At 64.6% G+C, this 18,219-nt stretch carries 13 protein-coding genes and 1 pseudogene; 8 read left to right on the forward strand and 6 right to left on the reverse strand.

All coding sequences use genetic code 11. The features are described 5' to 3' along the window. Nucleotides 1-209 precede the first annotated feature (209 nt). From FOM02_RS13075 to FOM02_RS13095, 5 genes are all read left to right on the forward strand, one after another. Complete coding sequence (locus FOM02_RS13075; protein WP_265441821.1) at nt 210-2,135, forward strand: methyl-accepting chemotaxis protein; 1,926 nt, start codon at nt 210-212, stop codon at nt 2,133-2,135. Nucleotides 2,136-2,506: 371 nt separating this feature from the next. Continuing rightward, the gene (locus FOM02_RS13080) at nt 2,507-3,409 is read left to right on the forward strand and encodes an SMP-30/gluconolactonase/LRE family protein (protein WP_035731456.1); all 903 of its coding nucleotides are present in this window, start codon (nt 2,507-2,509) and stop codon (nt 3,407-3,409) included. A 187-nt stretch (nt 3,410-3,596) separates the two neighbouring features. Then, complete coding sequence (locus FOM02_RS13085) at nt 3,597-4,436, forward strand: aldo/keto reductase (protein WP_027558504.1); 840 nt, start codon at nt 3,597-3,599, stop codon at nt 4,434-4,436. A 188-nt stretch (nt 4,437-4,624) separates the two neighbouring features. Next, the gene (locus FOM02_RS13090; protein ID WP_027558505.1) at nt 4,625-5,569 is read left to right on the forward strand and encodes a DMT family transporter; all 945 of its coding nucleotides are present in this window, start codon (nt 4,625-4,627) and stop codon (nt 5,567-5,569) included. 60 nt (nt 5,570-5,629) lie between these two features. Further along, a complete protein-coding gene (locus FOM02_RS13095) occupies nt 5,630-6,709 on the forward strand; it encodes a zinc-binding dehydrogenase (protein WP_027558506.1) in 1,080 nt (359 codons plus the stop codon). Here the strand turns inward: FOM02_RS13095 and FOM02_RS13100 are convergent. From FOM02_RS13100 to FOM02_RS13110, 3 genes are all read right to left on the reverse strand, one after another. Further along, nucleotides 6,687-8,096: a TAXI family TRAP transporter solute-binding subunit gene (locus FOM02_RS13100; protein WP_051377997.1), complete on the reverse strand. Its 1,410-nt coding sequence runs from the start codon at nt 8,094-8,096 to the stop codon at nt 6,687-6,689. The two genes, FOM02_RS13095 and FOM02_RS13100, sit on opposite strands and share 23 nt — an antisense overlap. A 150-nt stretch (nt 8,097-8,246) precedes the next feature. Continuing rightward, nucleotides 8,247-9,167 (reverse strand): polyphosphate kinase 2, encoded by a 921-nt coding sequence (gene ppk2, locus FOM02_RS13105; protein WP_027558507.1) that lies wholly within the window; start codon nt 9,165-9,167, stop codon nt 8,247-8,249. A gap of 134 nt (nt 9,168-9,301) precedes the next feature. Then, entirely contained in the window at nt 9,302-9,763 is a 462-nt protein-coding gene (locus FOM02_RS13110; RefSeq protein WP_027558508.1) for an Lrp/AsnC family transcriptional regulator, read from the reverse strand. A gap of 133 nt (nt 9,764-9,896) precedes the next feature. Between FOM02_RS13110 and FOM02_RS13115 the strand changes: the two genes are divergently transcribed. After that, on the forward strand, nt 9,897-12,260 hold the full coding sequence (locus FOM02_RS13115) for a transketolase (RefSeq protein ID WP_027558509.1): 2,364 nt from the start codon (nt 9,897-9,899) through the stop codon (nt 12,258-12,260). A 261-nt stretch (nt 12,261-12,521) separates the two neighbouring features. After that, a pseudogene (locus FOM02_RS13120) lies at nt 12,522-13,954 on the forward strand (aldehyde dehydrogenase family protein). Nucleotides 13,955-14,220: 266 nt separating this feature from the next. On the opposite strand, the gene FOM02_RS13125 reads toward FOM02_RS13120, so the two are convergent. Next, nucleotides 14,221-15,213: an SMP-30/gluconolactonase/LRE family protein gene (locus tag FOM02_RS13125; RefSeq protein WP_027558511.1), complete on the reverse strand. Its 993-nt coding sequence runs from the start codon at nt 15,211-15,213 to the stop codon at nt 14,221-14,223. Nucleotides 15,214-15,308: 95 nt separating this feature from the next. Between FOM02_RS13125 and FOM02_RS13130 the strand changes: the two genes are divergently transcribed. After that, nucleotides 15,309-16,133, forward strand: coding sequence for an NAD-dependent epimerase/dehydratase family protein (locus tag FOM02_RS13130; protein ID WP_027558512.1), 825 nt, complete (start codon nt 15,309-15,311; stop codon nt 16,131-16,133). 81 nt (nt 16,134-16,214) lie between these two features. Here FOM02_RS13130 and FOM02_RS13135 read toward each other — a convergent pair whose 3' ends face one another. Both FOM02_RS13135 and FOM02_RS13140 read right to left on the reverse strand, forming a co-directional pair. Continuing rightward, nucleotides 16,215-16,778, reverse strand: a complete 564-nt coding sequence (locus FOM02_RS13135; protein WP_027558513.1) for a hypothetical protein — start codon at nt 16,776-16,778, stop codon at nt 16,215-16,217. Between the two features lie 36 nt (nt 16,779-16,814). Continuing rightward, a complete protein-coding gene (locus tag FOM02_RS13140) occupies nt 16,815-17,807 on the reverse strand; it encodes a TAXI family TRAP transporter solute-binding subunit (protein ID WP_265441822.1) in 993 nt (330 codons plus the stop codon). Nucleotides 17,808-18,219: the final 412 nt, after the last annotated feature.

The following is an 18,219-nucleotide window of genomic DNA, read 5'->3' on the forward strand; positions in this document are numbered from 1 at the left end:
GGTCGGAAGGGGACCTAGGGCCACGCGCCGACGGCGTGCCGGGGCCGGTGGTTGCCGGACTGTTAAGCAATTCCAGCTAGAATGGATCAATTTTTGCGAATTGATACTTTCGGGGCTGGGAACACATGTTTGGCAGACTTCGGTCGGCGCGTCTTTTTCAATTGCACAGCTTTCACCTTGGCCTGCGCACGCAGGTGCTTTTGTTGGGCGTGACCGGCGTCCTCATGGTGGGCGTGATCTATCTCGCCGGCCGGCAGATCGAGGATCAGAGCCGCGCAACCGCCAACCGCTTCGCGAAGCTCGAATCCGAAACCGCGCGCTTGTCCGAGAGCCTGTTGCAGGGGCGCGAACTCGCCACCAATTTCCTGCAGAAGCCGACCGACAAGAAGGTCGCTGCGCATGACGAGACGCTGCGCGCGGCGACCGGCCATCTGGCGGCAGTCGAAGAGATCGCCGGTGCCCTTGCGGAAGACGATCCGCTGCGCAAGGCGCTGTCGTTCCGCCCCGTCATCGCCAGCTACAACACCCGCTTCGCCAATGTGGTCTCCGCCCAGAAGCTCGTCGGCTTCAACGAGAATGACGGGCTGCAGGGCAAGCTGCGCGCGGCCGTGCATTCGGTCGAGAGCAAGCTCAAGACATTCGACCAGCCGCGGCTGTCCGTTCTCATGCTGATGATGCGGCGGCACGAGAAGGATTTCATGCTGCGCGGCGACGAGAAATACGGCGACGAACTGAGCAAGCGCGTCGGAGAATTCCTGACCGAGCTTGGCAAATCCGATCTGCCCGATGACGCCAAGGCCGAGATCAAGAAGCTGATCGACAGCTACAAGACGAGCTTCCTCGCCTTCATGGCCGGCCAGAGCACGCTCAACGAGGAAGCCGAGGATCTTGCCCAGATCTACGATCGGCTGCGGCCCAATCTGGAGACCGTCAGGACCGCGGCCGGCAAACGCCTCGAGGCCGTCAGCGATGAGCTAACGGTCGTGCAGCGCTATGTGGTCTGGTCCATCGCCGTCACGGTTGCCGTGATGATCGTCGTCGCATTCTGGTTCGGCCGCCGGCTGACTGCGCCGCTCACCCGCATGGTCCTGGCGATGGAGCATCTGGCGAGCGGCGATCTCGACCGTCCGATCGAGCAGGTCGCGCGCCATGACGAGATCGGCAAGATCTCGACGTCGCTCTCGGTCTTCCATCACAAGCTGCTCGAGAACCGGCACATGGCCGATGCCCGCGAGCGGGCCAAGCACGACGCGGAAGCGCAGCGCAAACAGGTGATGCTCGAGATCGCCAACCGGTTCGAAGCGGCGGTCGGCAGCATCGTCAATGCGGTCACTGCGGCCTCGTCCGAAATCGAGCTGGCGGCCAATGGATTGACCAATACGGCGGAGGGGACCAATGCCTTATCCGCAACGGTCGCTGCCGCATCCGGACAATCGTCGGCGAGCGTCCAGTCGGCGGCCGCCGCATGCCAGGAGATGGTGACGTCGGTCGGCGAGGTCGGCCGGCGGGTCGCGCAGTCACATGAGGTGGCGCTCGCTGCCGTCGCGCAGGCGAGCCGGACCAACGGCCAGATCGATGCGCTCTCGCAGACGGCCGACCGCATCGACGAGGTCGTGCGCATGATCTCGGCGGTGGCCGGGCAGACTAATCTGTTGGCGCTGAATGCAACGATCGAAGCGGCGCGCGCCGGCGAGGCGGGCAAGGGCTTCGCGGTCGTCGCCTCGGAGGTGAAGGCGCTCGCCGGCCAGACCGCGAAGGCGACCGACGAGATCGGCCGTCAGGTCGCGCAGATCCAGTTGGCGACGCGGCAGTCGGTGGACTCGATCAAGGAGATCGGCGGCACCATCGAATCCATGGCGGATATTGCATCCTCGATCGCCGCTGCGGTCGAACAACAGGCGCCGCCGCGCGGGCGATCGCGCGCGACGTGCAGCAGGCGGCGCAGGGCGCATCCGAAGTCTCCACCAGCGTCGAGGATGTCAGGCGCGGCGCATCCGAAACCGGCGCTGCCGCCGGCCAGGTGCACGGCGCGGCGCTCGCGCTGCTCGACGAAAGCAAGCGCCTCGGCAGTGAGGTCGATCAGTTCCTGGCCACCGTCCGCGCGGCTTGAGGCCGGGCAGGGCAAACTGCCGTAGTGCCGTAGGGTGGGCAAAGCGAAGCGTGCCCACCATCACCCGAAATAACGAAGAGATCGTGGGCACGGCGCTTCGCGCCTTTGCCCACCCTACGGCTGGCACGCAACCATCCCCGTCATCCTGAGGTGCCGGAGCGTAGCGGAGGCCTCGAAGGATAGACGGCCCGGCTCCATCGGGGCCGTTTCATCCTTCGAGGCTCCGCGTTCGATGCGTTCGCATCGCTCGCGTCGCACCTCAGGATGACGGGGCCCGATTGGCGGCTCGCGGCAGTCCATCTTGCCAACGCAGCCATGCCCGTCGTTCCAATCGACGCGCCCGCGATTGTGCCCTATGTTGCCGCACTTCCCCTCTCAGCAATCATAACAACCATGATGTACCTGGAAACGCCGCCGCGCCTGATCGAAGCAAAACTCTTCTCCGCCATGCCCGACACATTCCGCCGCAAGGGCGTGCGGACCGATTGGGCCGATGCCAACCGGCCGGGTGTGCCGACCGATAGCTTCATCGAAGGGCCGTCGTTCGATAAGGACGGCAATCTCTACATCGTCGACATTCCGTTCGGCCGCATCTTCCGGATTGCGCCCGGCGGCGCGTGGTCGCTTGTGATCGAGTATGACGGCTGGCCGAACGGATTGAAGATCGCGCCCGACGGCCGCATCCTGGTGGCCGACTACATGCATGGCATCATGGAGCTCGACGCCAAGGCCGGCCGCATCACGCCGGTGCTGACCGCGCGTAACTCAGAATCCTTCCGCGGCTGCAACGATCTGCATCTCGCTTCCAACGGTGACATCTATTTCACCGATCAGGGCCAGACCGGCCTGCATGATCCGAGCGGCCGCGTCTACCGGCTCGCACCGAACGGGCGGCTCGACTGCCTGATCGACACCGGCATCAGCCCGAACGGGCTGGTGCTCGATCCCAGCGAGAGCGTGCTGTTCGTCGCGATGACGCGCGACAATGCGGTGTGGCGGCTGCCGTTCATGAAGGACGGCAGCGTTTCCAAGGTCGGCCGCTTCTGCTCGCTGTTCGGCACCAGCGGCCCCGATGGCATGACCATGGACGCCAAGGGACGCCTGTTCGTCGGCCACGCCTCGCTCGGCCACGTCTTCGTGTTCGCGCCGAATGGCGAATTGATCGCGCGGATCAAATCCTGCGCGGGCCCGAACTGCACCAATGTCGCCATCGGTGGCGCGAACAAGGATCGTCTCTATATCACGGAGTCCGCGACCGGCAGCGTGCTGGTTGCGGATATCAGCGCATTGAACTCGTAAGCGCGCGGCTTTTCGCCTCTCCCCGCGTGCGGGGAGAGGCCTCAGTTGCGCGAAGCGCAAATGCGGGTGAGGGGGACTCTCCACGAGTCCAACTGCTACCTTGATTGCGGAAGCTGCCCCTCACCCCAACTCTCTCCCCGTAAGAACGGGGAGAGGGGGGAAGAAACACCGGAGTTCGGAGACAAACATGAACACAAAACCTTTCAGCAAGACCGGCGCCAATGTCTCCGTGATCGGGCAGGGCACATGGTATCTCGACCATGGCGATCGCAAGCGCGCGATCGCGGCGCTGCAGCGCGGGCTTGATCTCGGCATGACGCATATCGACACCGCCGAGATGTATGGCGATGCCGAGCTCGTCATTGCCGACGCGATCGCGGGCCGGCGCGACGAGGTGTTCCTGGTGTCGAAGGTGCTGCCGAGCAACGCCTCGCGCCGCGGCACCATCACCGCCTGCGAACGCTCGCTGAAGCGGCTGAAGACCGATCGCCTCGACTGCTATCTCCTGCACTGGCGCGGCTCCTATCCGCTGGAGGACACCGTCGCTGCGTTCGAGGAGCTGGTGACATCAGGCAAGATCAAGTCCTGGGGCGTCTCCAATTTCGACGCCGACGATCTCGACGACATTCTCGACGTCTCCGGCGCGGGCCGCATCGCCTGCAATCAGGTGCTCTATCATCTCAAGGAGCGCGCGATCGAGCATGCGGTGATCCCGTGGTGCGAGCAGCACGGCGTCGCTGTGGTGGCCTATTCGCCGTTCGGCCACGATGATTTCCCGGATGCGCGCAGCAAGGGCGGCGCAGTGCTCGCGCGCATCGCGGAGGCACGTCGTGCGACACCGCGTCAGGTCGCTCTGAGCTTCCTCACCCGTGTGACTACGGTGTTCGCGATTCCGAAGGCTTCGTCCGCGGAACATGCCGGCGAAAATGCGGCTGCCGGCGATCTCGTGCTGACGAAAGAGGAGATTTCGGCGCTCGATGCGGCGTTTCCGCGCGGTCCGAAGCCGCGCAGCCTGCCCATGTTGTAGCGCACAGAGCCCCATTATTAATGGAGTATTGACGCGCGCGGACGTGAGCGCATATCGGCATCCTGTTTTCGGAAGTTGTGAAAGCGGCGCTTTTGTCGTTTTTTACGATCGTTCCCGAATCGTCGTTTTCCCAGGTTCCAGCCGTGACCCCGCCGCCCGCCGCAGCCGCAAGGCTCGACAGTATTCCCATGCCTTCCGTGCCGGAGAAGAAGCAGGAGGCTCGCCGCGCGCCTGCGCGCGTCGACCATCCCTTCAAGGGCATCGCGCTGGTGCTGCTGTCGACGGTGTTTCTCGGCTGCTCCGACGTCACCGCGAAATACCTCTCGTCGAGCTTGCCGTCGATCGAGATCACCTGGATCCGCTTCGTCACCTTCGCGCTGATGTTCACGCCGGTGATGCTGCCGGGCTCGCCGCTGCATGCGATGCACACCGACCGGCTCGGCCTTCAATTGATGCGCGGCGCGGCGCTGCTCGGCTCCTCGCTGTTCTTCATCACGGGCCTTCGCTTTCTTCCCATCGCGGAAGCCTCCGCCACCGGCTTCGTCTCGCCGCTGTTCGTCACCGCGCTCTCGATCATCTTCCTGAGCGAGAAGGTCGGCATGCGCCGCTGGATCGCGACCGCGATCGGCTTGATGGGCGTGATGATCATCCTGCGCCCAGGCTCGAGCGCGTTCCACGTCGCCGCGTTCTTCCCGATCGTCTCGGCATTCTGCTGGGCGGCCGCGCTGATCCTGACGCGGATGATGAGCGGGCGCGAAGCCGTGCTCACCACCATGGCGTATTCCGCGCTCACCGGCGTTGCCATCCTCAGCCTGATGGTGCCGTTCGTCTGGGTCACGCCGAGCTGGACTGCGATCGGGCTCGGCATCGTCATCGGTGTTGCTTCCACCGTCGGCCAGTGGATCGTGGTGCTGGCCTATCGCTATGGCGACGCCTCCGTGCTGGCGCCGTTCTCCTACACGCAGCTGCTCTGGGTCAGCATTTTGGGCTTCTTCCTGTTCGGCGAAGTCCCTGATGTCTGGACCGTCACCGGTGCCGCCTTCATCGTCGCCAGCGGTCTTTACATCGCCCATCGCGAGCGCATCCGCCGCGCCCAGCTCCTGGTGCTGGAAGAGCGTTCCCCGAACCCCTGACGCAAGTCCGCGCGTCCTGAGACGTGCTATCAACGGCTCCAACGACAGGGGAGGGGCCGGATGCGCGCTGCGATTTTCAGGAACGGTGAGATTGTCGTCGGCCGGATGGCGGAGCCGACGCCGGGCCCCGGCCAGGTGCTGGTCAAGACGCTCGCCTGCGGCATCTGCGGCTCCGACCTGCACGCGCGTCAGCACGCCCCTCGCATGGTGGAGATGGCGAAGAAGACCGGACGCACGCCGATGGACCTGGCGCGCGACGTCGTATTCGGCCACGAGTTCTGCTGCGAGATCGTCGACTACGGCCCCGGCACCGCGCGCAAGCTCAAGCCGGGCACGCATGTCTGCTCGCTGCCCGCGCTGCTGACAGCGGAGGGCATCAAGGGCATCGGCTATTCCAACGACTTCGTCGGCGGCTATGCGGAACAGATGATCTTGAGCGAGCCGCTCCTGCTCGAAGTGCCCAATGGTCTTGCGCCGGAACATGCCGCGCTGACCGAGCCGCTCGCGGTCGGCGTTCACGCCGTGGCGAAGGCGAATATCGGGAGCGGCGAGGTGCCGCTGGTGATCGGTTGTGGCCCGGTCGGTCTCGCGGTGATCGCGGCGCTGAAGATCAAGGGCCTGCACCCGATCATCGCCGCTGACTATTCGCCGGCGCGGCGCGCGCTTGCCGCAAAGCTCGGTGCGGACGTCGTGGTCGATCCCAGGGTGTCGCAGCCCTATGCGACCTGGGCCGAGCACGCCCAGATGTCGGAGGCGGAGAAAGCCGCGCGGCCGCCGTTCCAGGCCATGCTGCCGGCGCTCAAGCCTGCGATCATCTTTGAATGCGTCGGCGTGCCCGGCTTGCTCCAGCAGGTGTTCGAAGGCGCGCCGCGCGATGCCAGGATCGTCGTTGTCGGCGTCTGCATGGAGAGCGACAGAAACGAGCCCATGCTCGGCATCATGAAGGAGCTGAACGTCCAGTACGTGCTCGGCTATACGCCGGACGAGTTCGCCGCGTCGCTGCGCCTGATCGCGGAAGGGCAGGTGGATGCCGCGGCGATGGTGACCGCCGAGGTCGGCATCGACGGCGTCGCCAAGGCGTTCGCCGACCTCGCCAATCCCGAGGCCCATACCAAGATCATCGTGCAGCCGTGGAGATAGGCACCGGCTGAAGCGCGCCGCCGCCCGGCTTTGCGGGCGCCTCCGCGATCACGGCGCGGCGGTCGACGATGGCCTGGTGGAACTGCGCCAGCACGAGGCCGAAGGCGGCGAGGTCGCCGTCCTCGATGGCACCGTCCTCGTGACAGGCGAGTGTCTCGCGCAAAATCTCGTCGGCGGCGCCCTGCATCGCCGCGAGGTCGTCGAGCGAGCTTGCCTCGCGCACGCTGGAGATCGCCGTCAGCAGCCGGTCACGATGCAGCGCGTTCAGGCTGCGCTCCTCGCGCCGGAGATAATGCCGCAGCCAGGCGGCAACCGAGCCGAGGCCTGAGAGCAGCAGCACCGCACCCCAGATGTAGTCGCTGTACTTGTCCATGAAGCTGCGCTCGTTGCCGTCGATATAGGCGGCAGCGCCCGGATGGGCCGGCAGCGCGGCATCCTTGTCGGTGTCGGGCTTCTGGATGTGGCTGGCGCCGGGCAAATCCTTCGCGAGTGACGGCCGGACCGCGAACAGCTCGCGGGTGAAGGCGCCGACCGTGTCCTCGGACAATGACGCGGGCGCGACGATCAACTGATTGACGGCGATGGTGTCGATCTTGTCGTCGGGCCGCTGCGGCGTCGTGGCAAATGCGCTCGCGGGAATCTCCTCGGACTCATAGAGCGGGTGCCGCTCGGCGATCGCGTCGGAAACGTCGACGGACAGGAATTTGGGCTCGCCGCGCAGCCGCGCGGTCGTGGCGATCGTGCCGGCGATGATCTTGTCGTCGAGCGCCCCCACCATCATGAAGGCGTCGAGCGCGGCATCCTGGGTCATCTCGGAGATGCGGTCGGTGCCAAACTGGGTGATCGTCACCTTCTGCGGGTTGACGCCTGATTCCGCCAGGATGACGCGCAGCACGTCGACATTGGCATCGCCGAGGCCGACGACGCCGATGCGGCGCCCGCTGAGCGATGCGATCTCGGTGACCTTGGACCGCGCTGCGCCCTTGCGCCCCGTCGGCGCCCACAGCACCACGAAATTCCGCCGCAGGATCGCAACCGAATTGGTCTCGGCCGGCATTGCGAGATCGCCGCGCGCCACCGCAAGATCCGCCTTGCCGGTGCCGAGCAAATTGAGACTTTGCAGCGTGCCGTCGGTCTCGATCGGGACAAGGCGTATCGCGCCGGCCTTGGCGTCGAACGCCTTCGCCAGCGCCGCGATGAGTGTCTGGTCGTCGCTGCCGGCAGGACCGACGGCGATGCGCAGCGTCGCCGGCTGCCAGGCCCAATAGGACAGGGCGAGCGCAACCGTCAGCACGGACAGCGCGCTCGCCAGCGCGAGCCACGGGCTGAGGCGAGCGCGGCGGCGGGTCGAATCCCTGGTCACGCTCAGATCGCTCGGCACGGGCATCACGCTGTCCTCGTCCGAAAAGCCGGTCCGCCGCTAAAGCATGATCCGGAAAAGTGCGCCGCGGTTTTCCGAAAAGATCATGCTCAAGCAAAAATCTAAAGCGCGATGACGATTCATCCCAATCTCATCGCGCTTTAGCGGCAGGCGCCGTCAGTATTTCGCCGGCACGTACATCTCCGGCGGAATCGGGCCGCGGTGATAGTCGGGATTGCGCACGCGATCCGGCAGCACCACCGGCACGCGCGCCACTTCCTGGTACGGGATCTGGTCGACCAGATGCGCGATGCAGTTGAGCCGGGCGCGCTTCTTGTCCACGGCATCGACGATCCACCACGGAGAGTCCGGCAGATGCGTGTGCTCCAGCATGGTCTCCTTGGCCTTTGTGTACGCCTCCCAGCGGGTGCGGGCCTCGACGTCCATCGGGCTCAGCTTCCATTGCTTCAGCGGGTCGCGGATGCGCATGGTGAAGCGGAACTGCTGCGTGTCGTCGGTGATCGAGAACCAGTATTTGACCAGGATGATGCCGGAGCGGATCAGCATCCGCTCGAACTCCGGCACGGTCTTGAAGAACTCCTGGTATTGCTCGTCCGTGCAGAAGCCCATCACGCGCTCGACGCCGGCGCGGTTGTACCAGCTGCGGTCGAACAGCACGATCTCGCCGCCGGCCGGCAGGTGGGACACATAGCGCTGGAAGTACCATTGCGTGCGCTCGCGCTCGCTCGGGGCGGGGAGCGCCGCGACGCGGCAGATGCGGGGATTAAGGCGCTGGGTGATGCGCTTGATGACGCCGCCCTTGCCGGCGGAATCGCGGCCCTCGAACAGTACCACGACCTTCTTCTTCTCGCTCTGCACCCAGTCCTGCAGCTTGACAAGCTCGCCCTGGAGGCGGAGCAGCTCGCGGAAATAGAGCTTGCGGTCGACCGTCGGATTGAGCATGTCGGTCTCGTCCAGCAGCTCGTCGAGACGGGCATCATCCAGCTCCATCTCCAGCTCCTCGTCGAGATCGTCGGCCATCTCCTGAATGATGCGCTCGCGTTTGGCGGTTTCGGAGGTGCGGTCGGATGCAGTCATGGTGGTCCTTCTTTCGGCTCAGGTGCCTTCTCGCCCGCGACCATCGGCGGGGTTTATTGCGGCAATGTGACATTGGCGGCCGGGCCGCCCGCCCTGGGTGGAATGGGCCCTGATACGGCCCGGCAGCCCTGCTGTCAGACCGGCAGCGCGATCGAATATTTCACCTGGCTGAGCGCGAAGCTGGACTCGATCGAGGCGATGCCGTCGAGCCGGGTCAGCTTGGTCTTCAGGAACGTCTCGTAGGAGGCGAGGTCGGCCGCCACCACCCGCAGCAGGTAGTCGCGGTTGCCGGTCATCAGATAGCACTCCAGCACCTCGTCCCATTTCGAGATGGCGCGGGCGAAGCGGTTGAGGTCCTCCTCCTTCTGCCGCGCCAGCTTGATCGAGATGAACACGCTGACGTGCAGCCCGAGCGCCTTCTGGTCCACGGTGGCGATATAGCGCGAGATGACGCCGCGCTCCTCCAGCAATTTCACCCGACGATGGCAGGGCGAGACCGAGAGCCCGACCTTGTCGGCGAGCTCCTGCATGGTCAGCCGGCTGTCGGTCTGGAGCAGCGCGAGAATCTTGCGGTCGATGGCGTCGAGGTCGGGCATTGGGATGGAACCTGCTTCTGGAAGCAATTGATTGGTAAAATATCCCAATATCGGCAGGTATGGCGCGAAAAATTGAGAAGTTTGGCGCTTCTCGCAGGCGTATCATGAGGGATGATTTCCGGGAGCATTGCCCATGCCCGTTGATTCCGCCCGTCTCGACACATTGACTGCCCTCGCCCGCAAGGCGCTGTGGCTGTCGTCATGGACCATCCACCACGCCAACCACATCCGCCCCAATGCGGACGGCCTCAAGGTTGGCGGCCACCAGGCCTCCTCGGCCTCGCTCGCGACCATCATGTCGGCGCTGTATTTCAGCGTGCTCAGGCCAGAGGATCGCGTCGCGGTGAAGCCGCATGCGAGCCCGGTGTTCCACGCCATCCAGTACCTGTTCGGCCGGCAGAGCCGCGAGAAGCTGGAGAATTTCCGCGGCTTCAAGGGCGCGCAGTCCTATCCCTCGCGCACCAAGGACGTCGACGACGTCGACTTCTCCACCGGCTCGGTCGGCCTTGGCGTTGCGCAGACGCTGTTCTCCTCGCTGGTGCAGGACTACGTCAAGGCGCATGGCTGGGCGAAGGATCGCCGCGAAGGGCGGATGATTGCCCTCGTCGGCGACGCCGAGATGGATGAGGGCAATATCTGGGAGGCGCTCGCCGAGGGCTGGAAGCACGGCCTGCGCAACACCTGGTGGGTGGTGGACTATAACCGCCAGTCGCTCGATGCCGTCGTGCGCGAGGGGCTCTGGGAGAAGTTCGAGACCATGTTCCGCAATTTTGGCTGGGACGTCGTCATCGTGAAATACGGCCGGCTGATGCGCGAAGCTTTCGCCGAGCCGGGCGGCGAGGCGCTGAAGCGCTGGATCGACAATTGCCCGAACGCGCTCTACGCCGCGCTGTGCTTCCAGGGCGGCGCGGCCTTCCGCAAACATCTGCACGACGAGATCGGCGACCAGGGGCCGATCACGAAGCTGATCGACAAGCGCAGCGACGAGGAGCTGCTGGCGCTGATGTCGAACCTCGGCGGCCACGACATGGCGAGCATGCTGGAGGCGTTCGAATCCATCGATCACGACCGCCCGGTCTGCTTCATCGCCTACACCATCAAGGGCGTCGGCCTGCCGTTCCAGGGCCACAAAGACAACCACGCCGGCCTGATGACGGTCGCGCAGATGGAGAAGTATCGCGAGAGCCAGAACATCCGCCCCGGCCACGAATGGGACAAGTATGAGGGCCTCGCGCAGGACGCCGCCGAGCTCGACGCCTTCCTCGCGCGCGTGCCGTTCAACCAGGACGGACGCCGGCTGACCGCGCCCGTGGTCGAGGTGCCCGCCCAGCTCGCCTTCAAGCCGTCGCCGCAGATGTCGACCCAGCAGGGCTTCGGCCTCGTGCTGAACGAGATCGCGCGCGGCGACAGCGAGCTCGCCAGCCGCATCGTCACGACTTCGCCCGACGTCACGGTGTCGACCAATCTCGGCCCCTGGGTGAACCGCCGCGGCCTGTTCGCGCGCGCGGAGAAGGCCGATTTATTCCGCAGCGAGAAAATTCCGTCCACGTTCAACTGGGACTTCTCGCCAAAAGGCCAGCATCTCGAGCTCGGCATTGCCGAGATGAACCTGTTCATCATGCTCTCGGCGCTCGGCCTGTCGCACCAGATCAACGGCGAGCGGCTGCTGCCGGTCGGTACGCTCTACGATCCCTTCATCGAGCGCGGCCTCGATGCGCTGAACTATGCCTGCTACCAGGATGCGCGCTTCATGGTTGCGGCGACTCCCTCCGGCATCACGCTGGCGCCCGAGGGCGGCGCGCACCAGTCGATCGCAACGCCCTTGATCGGCATGGCGCAGGACGGGCTCGCTTCGTTCGAGCCGGCCTTCGTCGACGAGCTCGCCGTGATCATGGGTTGGGGCTTCCAGCACATGCAGCGCGATCCGGGTGAGGGCGGCTCGGTCTATCTGCGGCTATCGACGCGCAGCATCGAGCAGGCGCAGCGGATCATGACGCCGGAGCTGGAACAAGGCATCACCGACGGCGCCTATTGGCTGCGCAAGCCGGGCCCGAATGCCGAGGTCGTGATCGCCTATACCGGCGCGGTCGCCCCTGAAGCGATCGAGGCGACCGGCTTCATCGGCGAGAGCCGGCGCGACATCGGCCTGCTTGCGATCACCTCTGCCGACCGTCTCCATGCGGGTTGGACCGCCGCGCGAAAATTGCGGCGCGATCGGCGCGGCGTGCAGCATCTCAGCCACATCGAAAAGCTGCTGGCGCCGCTGCCGCGCGACTGCGGCATTGTGACCGTGATCGACGGCCATCCCTCCGCGCTCGGCTGGCTCGGCAGTGTCCGCGGCCATCGCGTCGAGGCGCTCGGCGTCGAGCAGTTCGGCCAGACCGGAAGCATCGCCGACCTCTACCGCCACTACGGCATCGACGCGAACGCGATCATCGATGCGGCCGAAAGCCTCACCACCGGCGCGCCGGTGCTGCATCGGAAGATGGCGGTGTAGTTGTCATTCCTGGGCGACGCGTAGCGTCGAGCCCGGAATCCATCGGGCCTCGGTACAGGTGGTGAAATGGATTCCGGGCTCGCGGCTTTGCCGCGCCCCGGAATGACGGCTGCGCCACACTTGCCACGTTCCCGCCATCGGCTCATATAATCTCCGTCCGCCACAACGCTGGCCCCGCATATGGCGGGTTCAACTGCTGGCGCTTTCGTGCAAGGATGCCTGCCGAAACGCCCCCTCCAAGCTCCCAAGAAGAGGTCAAAGATGGTCAATCGCATGCAATTCTACATCGACGGCGCCTGGGTCGATCCCGCCGTCAAGAAGTCAACCGCCGTGGTCAATCCCGCGACGGAAGAGGCGATGTACGAGGTTGCGCTGGGCTCCAAGGCTGACGTGGACAAGGCGGTTGCCGCCGCCAAGCGCGCCTTTGCAACCTTCTCCCAGACCAGCCGTGAAGAGCGCGTCGCGCTGCTCACCAAAGTGATCGAGATCTACAAGGGCCGCCTCAAGGAGATCGGCGCCGCCGTCTCCGACGAAATGGGCGCGCCGCTGCCCGATAGGCCGAAAAACTCCAGGCCGGCGCCGGCCTCGGCCATCTCATGACCACGCTCGACGTGCTCAAGAACTATCATTTCGAGGAACCGGTCGGCACCGCCATGGTGCTGCGCGAGCCGATCGGCGTGGTCGGCATGATCACGCCCTGGAACTGGCCGCTCAACCAGATCGCCTGCAAGGTCGCGCCTGCGCTTGCCGCCGGCTGCACCATGATCCTGAAGCCGTCGGAGTTCACCCCGACCTCAGCGCTGATCTTCGCGGAAATCCTCCATGAAGCCGGCGTGCCGAAGGGCGTGTTCAACCTCGTCAACGGCCTCGGCCCCGAGGTCGGCGCCGCCATGAGCGAGCACCCCGACATCGACATGATCTCCTTCACCGGCTCGACCCGTGCCGGCATCGATGTGGCCAAGCGCGCCGCGCCGACCGTGAAGCGCGTCAGCCAGGAGCTCGGCGGCAAGTCGCCGAACGTCATCCTCGAAGGCGCCGACCTCACGAAGGCGGTGACCGGCGGCGTGATGCACATGTTCAACAACTCCGGCCAGTCCTGCAACGCGCCCTCGCGCATGATCGTGCCGCTGTCCAAGATGAAGGAAGTCGCGGCGATCGCGAAGGCCGTCGCCGACAAGACCAAGGCGGGCGATCCCCGCGGCGAAGGCACCACCATTGGCCCGGTCGTCAACCGCGGCCAGTGGGACAAGATCCAGGCGCTGATCAAGAAGGGCATCGACGAGGGCGCAACGCTCGTCGCCGGCGGCCCGGGCCTGCCCGAAGGCGTCAACAAGGGCTTCTATGTCCGTCCGACCATCTTCGCCGACGTCACCCCCGAGATGACGATCGCCCGCGAAGAGATTTTTGGACCGGTGCTGACCATCCTCGGCGCCAAGAACGAAGCCGACGCCGTGCAGATCGCCAACGACACGCCGTACGGTCTTGCCGGCTACGTCTCGGGCGCGACCGTCGAGGACGCCAAGCGCGTCGGCCGCCAGATCCGCGCCGGCAACGTCAACCTCCAGGGCGTGCCCAACGACCGCACCGCGCCGTTCGGCGGCTACAAGCAGTCCGGCAACGGCCGCGAGTGGGGCAAGTACGGCCTCGAGGACTTCCTCGAGGTGAAGGCCGTCGCCGGCTTCAACGCGGCGTAAGCTTTAGCGATTGGACGATCACGACGCCGGAGCGGGCAACTGCTCCGGCGTTTTTCTTTTCGCTCCGTCGTCATTGCGAGGAGCGCAAGCGACGAAGTAATCCAGAATCTTGCCGCGGAGGCAGCCTGGATTGCTTCGCTTCGTTCGCAATGACGGAAGGGAGTGCCGTAGGGCGTGCAAAGGAGCGCAGCGACGTGCCCACGATCTCGCGCGACAAATAAGAAGTGGTGGGCACGCTTGCGCTTTGCCCACCTACGAGTGCAGCGCTAGCCGCCGAGCGCCCCCTGCGTGTTCACATACAGCGCGTAGATCGACTGGCTCGCCGCCATGAACAGACGGTTGCGCTTGACGCCGCCGAAGCAGACGTTGGCGCAGCGCTCGGGCAGCGCGATGCGGCCGATCATGACGCCGTCGGGTGCGAACACCACGACGCCGTCGAGCTCGGGATCACCCATGCCCCAGCCGCACCAGAGATTGCCGTCGATGTCGACGCGGAAACCGTCCGGCGTGCCGGGGCCGGCATCGACGAAGACGCGCTTGTTCGAAAGCTTGTCACCGGAAGGCGAGACGTCATAGGCGAGAATCTTGCGGGTCGGCACGCCGCGGGATTCGATGAGGTAGAGGATTTTCTCGTCCGGCGAGAAGGCAAGCCCGTTCGGCCCGAGCACACCCTCGGCGACGACGGTGGCTTTGCGGGTCTCCGGGTCGAGCCTGTAGACGTTCATGTCGATCTCGGGCTCGGACTTGTAGCCCTCGTAATTGCCGAGGATGCCGAAGATCGGATCGGTGAACCAGATCGAGCCGTCCGATTTAACAACGACATCGTTCGGCGAGTTCAACCGCTTGCCATTGAATTGATCCATCAGCACGGTGATGCTGCCGTCATATTCGGTGCGGGTCACGCGGCGCCCGCCATGCTCGCAGGTCACGAGCCGGCCCTGGCGGTCGCGCGTGTTGCCGTTGGCGAAATTCGAGGGTTTTCGGAAGACCGAAACCGCCCCGGTCTCCTCTTCCCATTTGAGGATGCGCTGATTGGGGATGTCGCTGCACAGCAAATAACGCCCGTCGCCGACCCACACCGGACCTTCGGCCCAGCGCAGCCCGGTCGCAATCCGTTCCACCGCCGACAGTTTCAGCCAGTATTTTTCGAAACGAGGATCAAGCGCCTTGATCGCCGGATCGGGGTAATAGGTCGCCGGCCGCCAGCCTTGGCGGATATCTTGGCTGGAATCCTGGCAGTGGGACGATGCCTCATTCATGTCGGTTCTCTCGTTTCGTTCCCTCTGGACAATCCTGCTATCATTAGAGACACGTGACCGCAAATCGGTCACGGTCACTAACGGCGAGGGACAACATGCCGCGTATTTTGATGACGGGAGCTTCGGGCGGAATCGGCACAAGCCTGCGAAAATTGCTGCCGCCAATCTATCCTGATCTCCTGCTCTCCGACATCAAGCCGCCGGCCGATCTCGGCGCGGACGAGAAGTTCAAGGCGGCAGATCTCGCCGATCTCGCGCAGTGTGAGGCGATCTGCGAGGGCGTCGACGGCATCATCCATTTCGGCGGCTATTCGGTCGAAGGCACCTGGGACCAGATCCTCCAGGCCAACATCATCGGCGGCTACAATCTGTTCGAGGCCGCCTATCGCAAGGGCGTCAAGCGCGTCGTGTTCGCCTCGTCGAACCACGCCGTCGGCTTCTATCCGCGCCACCACAAGATCGGCACCGACGTCACCCCGCGTCCCGACGGGCGCTATGGCGTCAGCAAGGTGTTCGGCGAGGCGGTCGGCGCGCTCTACGCCGACAAGCACGGGCTGAAGGTGACTTGCCTGCGCATCGGCAATTTCGGCGACATGCCGCTCGATCAGCGCCGGCTCTCGATCTGGCTCAAGCCCGACGACCTCGTGCAGCTCTGCCGCATCGGGCTCGAACATCCCGACATCCATTTCGAGGTGTTCTACGGCGCTTCGCTGAACGAGCGCGCCTGGTGGGACAACCATCGCGCCTACGAGTTCGGCTATCGTCCCACGGGACGCGCCGAAGATTTCCGCGAGCACGCGATGGCCGAGCAGGCCAAGCTGAAGCCGGACCCGGTCGGCGATTATTTCCAGGGCGGCACGTTCTGCAGCATGGAGTTCGACGCCGACCCGAGCCGGATCATCGACTGGAAGAAGCGGTAGGGTACGCGCTCGTCAACTCCTGGGAATTTCTGCGGCCGGGCCAAGCGCCCGGCTTCAACGACGCACCACAGTCGCGCGTCGTCATTTTGCAACGCGCGCTTCCTGTTTCTTGGTCACATGCCAGAGCACCACATGGTAATGCGGCACGTCCACGCCGGGGTGACCGGGATTGAAGTAGAAGCTGACGTGATCAACAGGCCGCGCTGACCCCGCCCCCTCCAATGACTTGTGATCGTCGATGTCCTTGTTGGGGACCATGTACACGGTCGCGATCAGACGATCCCTGCGATCGAAGCACAGGAATGGCCCCAGCGGCAAAGTGTCGGGCTTGACGAAGATGATGCCAAGGCCCGGAAAGAACTTCGGGAAGGTCACGAGATCGCTGACCCGCTTGTATCCGTTTTTTTCCGCGACCTCCCGCTGATTTGGCGGCGGACGAACGACTTCGTGCTTTCTGTGCACCCGGCTGCTTCGATGGGGGACTGTCCTGGTTTGCTCGACATTGTCGGCCGGTGGTGCGGTGCCCGGCGCGAACGTTTGCGGCGCCTGCGGCAAGAAGGGGTCAAATTGGGCGGCGGGACGCCTCACATCGGCGATCAAGGCGAGCAACGCGACGAGGGTTGCGCTCACCAGCGCTTTGCGCATCGGATCCCTCCCGAGGTTTTGTTTGTCAAAGCCTGCTCACTTGGCGGGATTGCGTTCTCTCCAGCGCAGGAAATCCTGGAACAATTCTTCGCGGTCTGGCGGATTGGCTGTTGGTTTTCCCTCGAGGAACCGGCCGAACGCCTTGCGAAGCGCGGCCTCGCCGCCTGATTGCTGCTGGAGCCACCGCTCTGCCGGTCGGAATCGTCGCCATCCGGGGAGCAGCGCGGCCAGGTTCACCTCGCGCCATTTGGGATGATGCGCGTCGCCGAGAAATTCGGGAAAGCGCGTGAACAATGTCTGGACGAACAAATCCAGCAACCGATATCGCTCGCTGCCGATCGGCCAGTTGTAGGCGAACAGAGCGGATTTAATCGCGACAGTGTCGACGCTTGCTTCGGCCGTGATGATATTCGGGTAGTCCTGATGGCGAAGCGTCGATGGCAGATAATCTTGTTGCAGCAGCTCTTTGGAGTAGGGGATGGGCAGGAGGCGAATACCATCGAGCTGCGAGACCTGCGTCAGGAAGCTCACCGGCTTTCCTGACACTAACAGAGCTGCGGAGAGAGCTCCCTTCCTCAGTCCATCCAGCGCAGCCTCCGGTCCCAAGTTCGACTCGCTGATCTTGACGCCCAGACGGTTGAACACTTCGCGGCCGAGGATAGCGCTAGCACTGCCGTCTTCCCCGAGATTGACCCTCTTTTCCGCCAGCTCCGTCAGGCTTCCGATCTCCGGTCGCGCGAGAAGATGGAACTCTTCGATATGGAGCGGGGCAATGTAGGTCAGCCTGTCGGAGATATCTCCGAAGGTCCTTGTCACCCGCAGCCGATCGACAAGGACGACAGGGGCGATCGCCACGTCGGCACCAGCGAGCGTGAGCACATCAAGGACGTTACGAATACCGCCGTTTCCCACGATGGGCAGAACCCGCAAGGCGACCTCGCCATGAGGGCCGGTCTCTTGGCCGGTAGCGAGCGTGGTCGCAATGTCCTCAGCGATCGCGAATTCAGTGCATTGCGGCGTACCGGTCACGAATCCCACCGTGTACGGGTCCGCAGATCGTCCCGTTTGCTTCCTGGGGATGGCTTCCTTTCTCGGAGACGCCTTCGTGGAATCGCTCGGAGACGCGGGTGGCGGCTTTTGCGCGAGGCAGTTCTGGACCTGTCCGCCGAGCCAGGCCGCTGCAATCAATGCGATGAACAAACCGGCCCGCATCGTTCCGCAGACCCTCATTGTTCAACCTGCTCGGTCAGCCCACTCTTGGGCGTGAGATGCTCCGGGAAACTGCACCTGCCGCGTCCGAAGCAAGACCGAGGCTAGAGCTCGGCCTTCCAACGCGCCCGGGGCGGCAGCGTTCCGTAGTAATGCCTGCAGCAGGACCTTGCCGCTAGCTCTATCGTCAGTTCGTGCTCGCTCCGCAGGTGTGCTCCCGCTGCGGGGCGAG

Source organism: Bradyrhizobium sp. SEMIA (assembly GCF_014844175.1).
GTDB lineage: Bacteria > Pseudomonadota > Alphaproteobacteria > Rhizobiales > Xanthobacteraceae > Bradyrhizobium > Bradyrhizobium arachidis.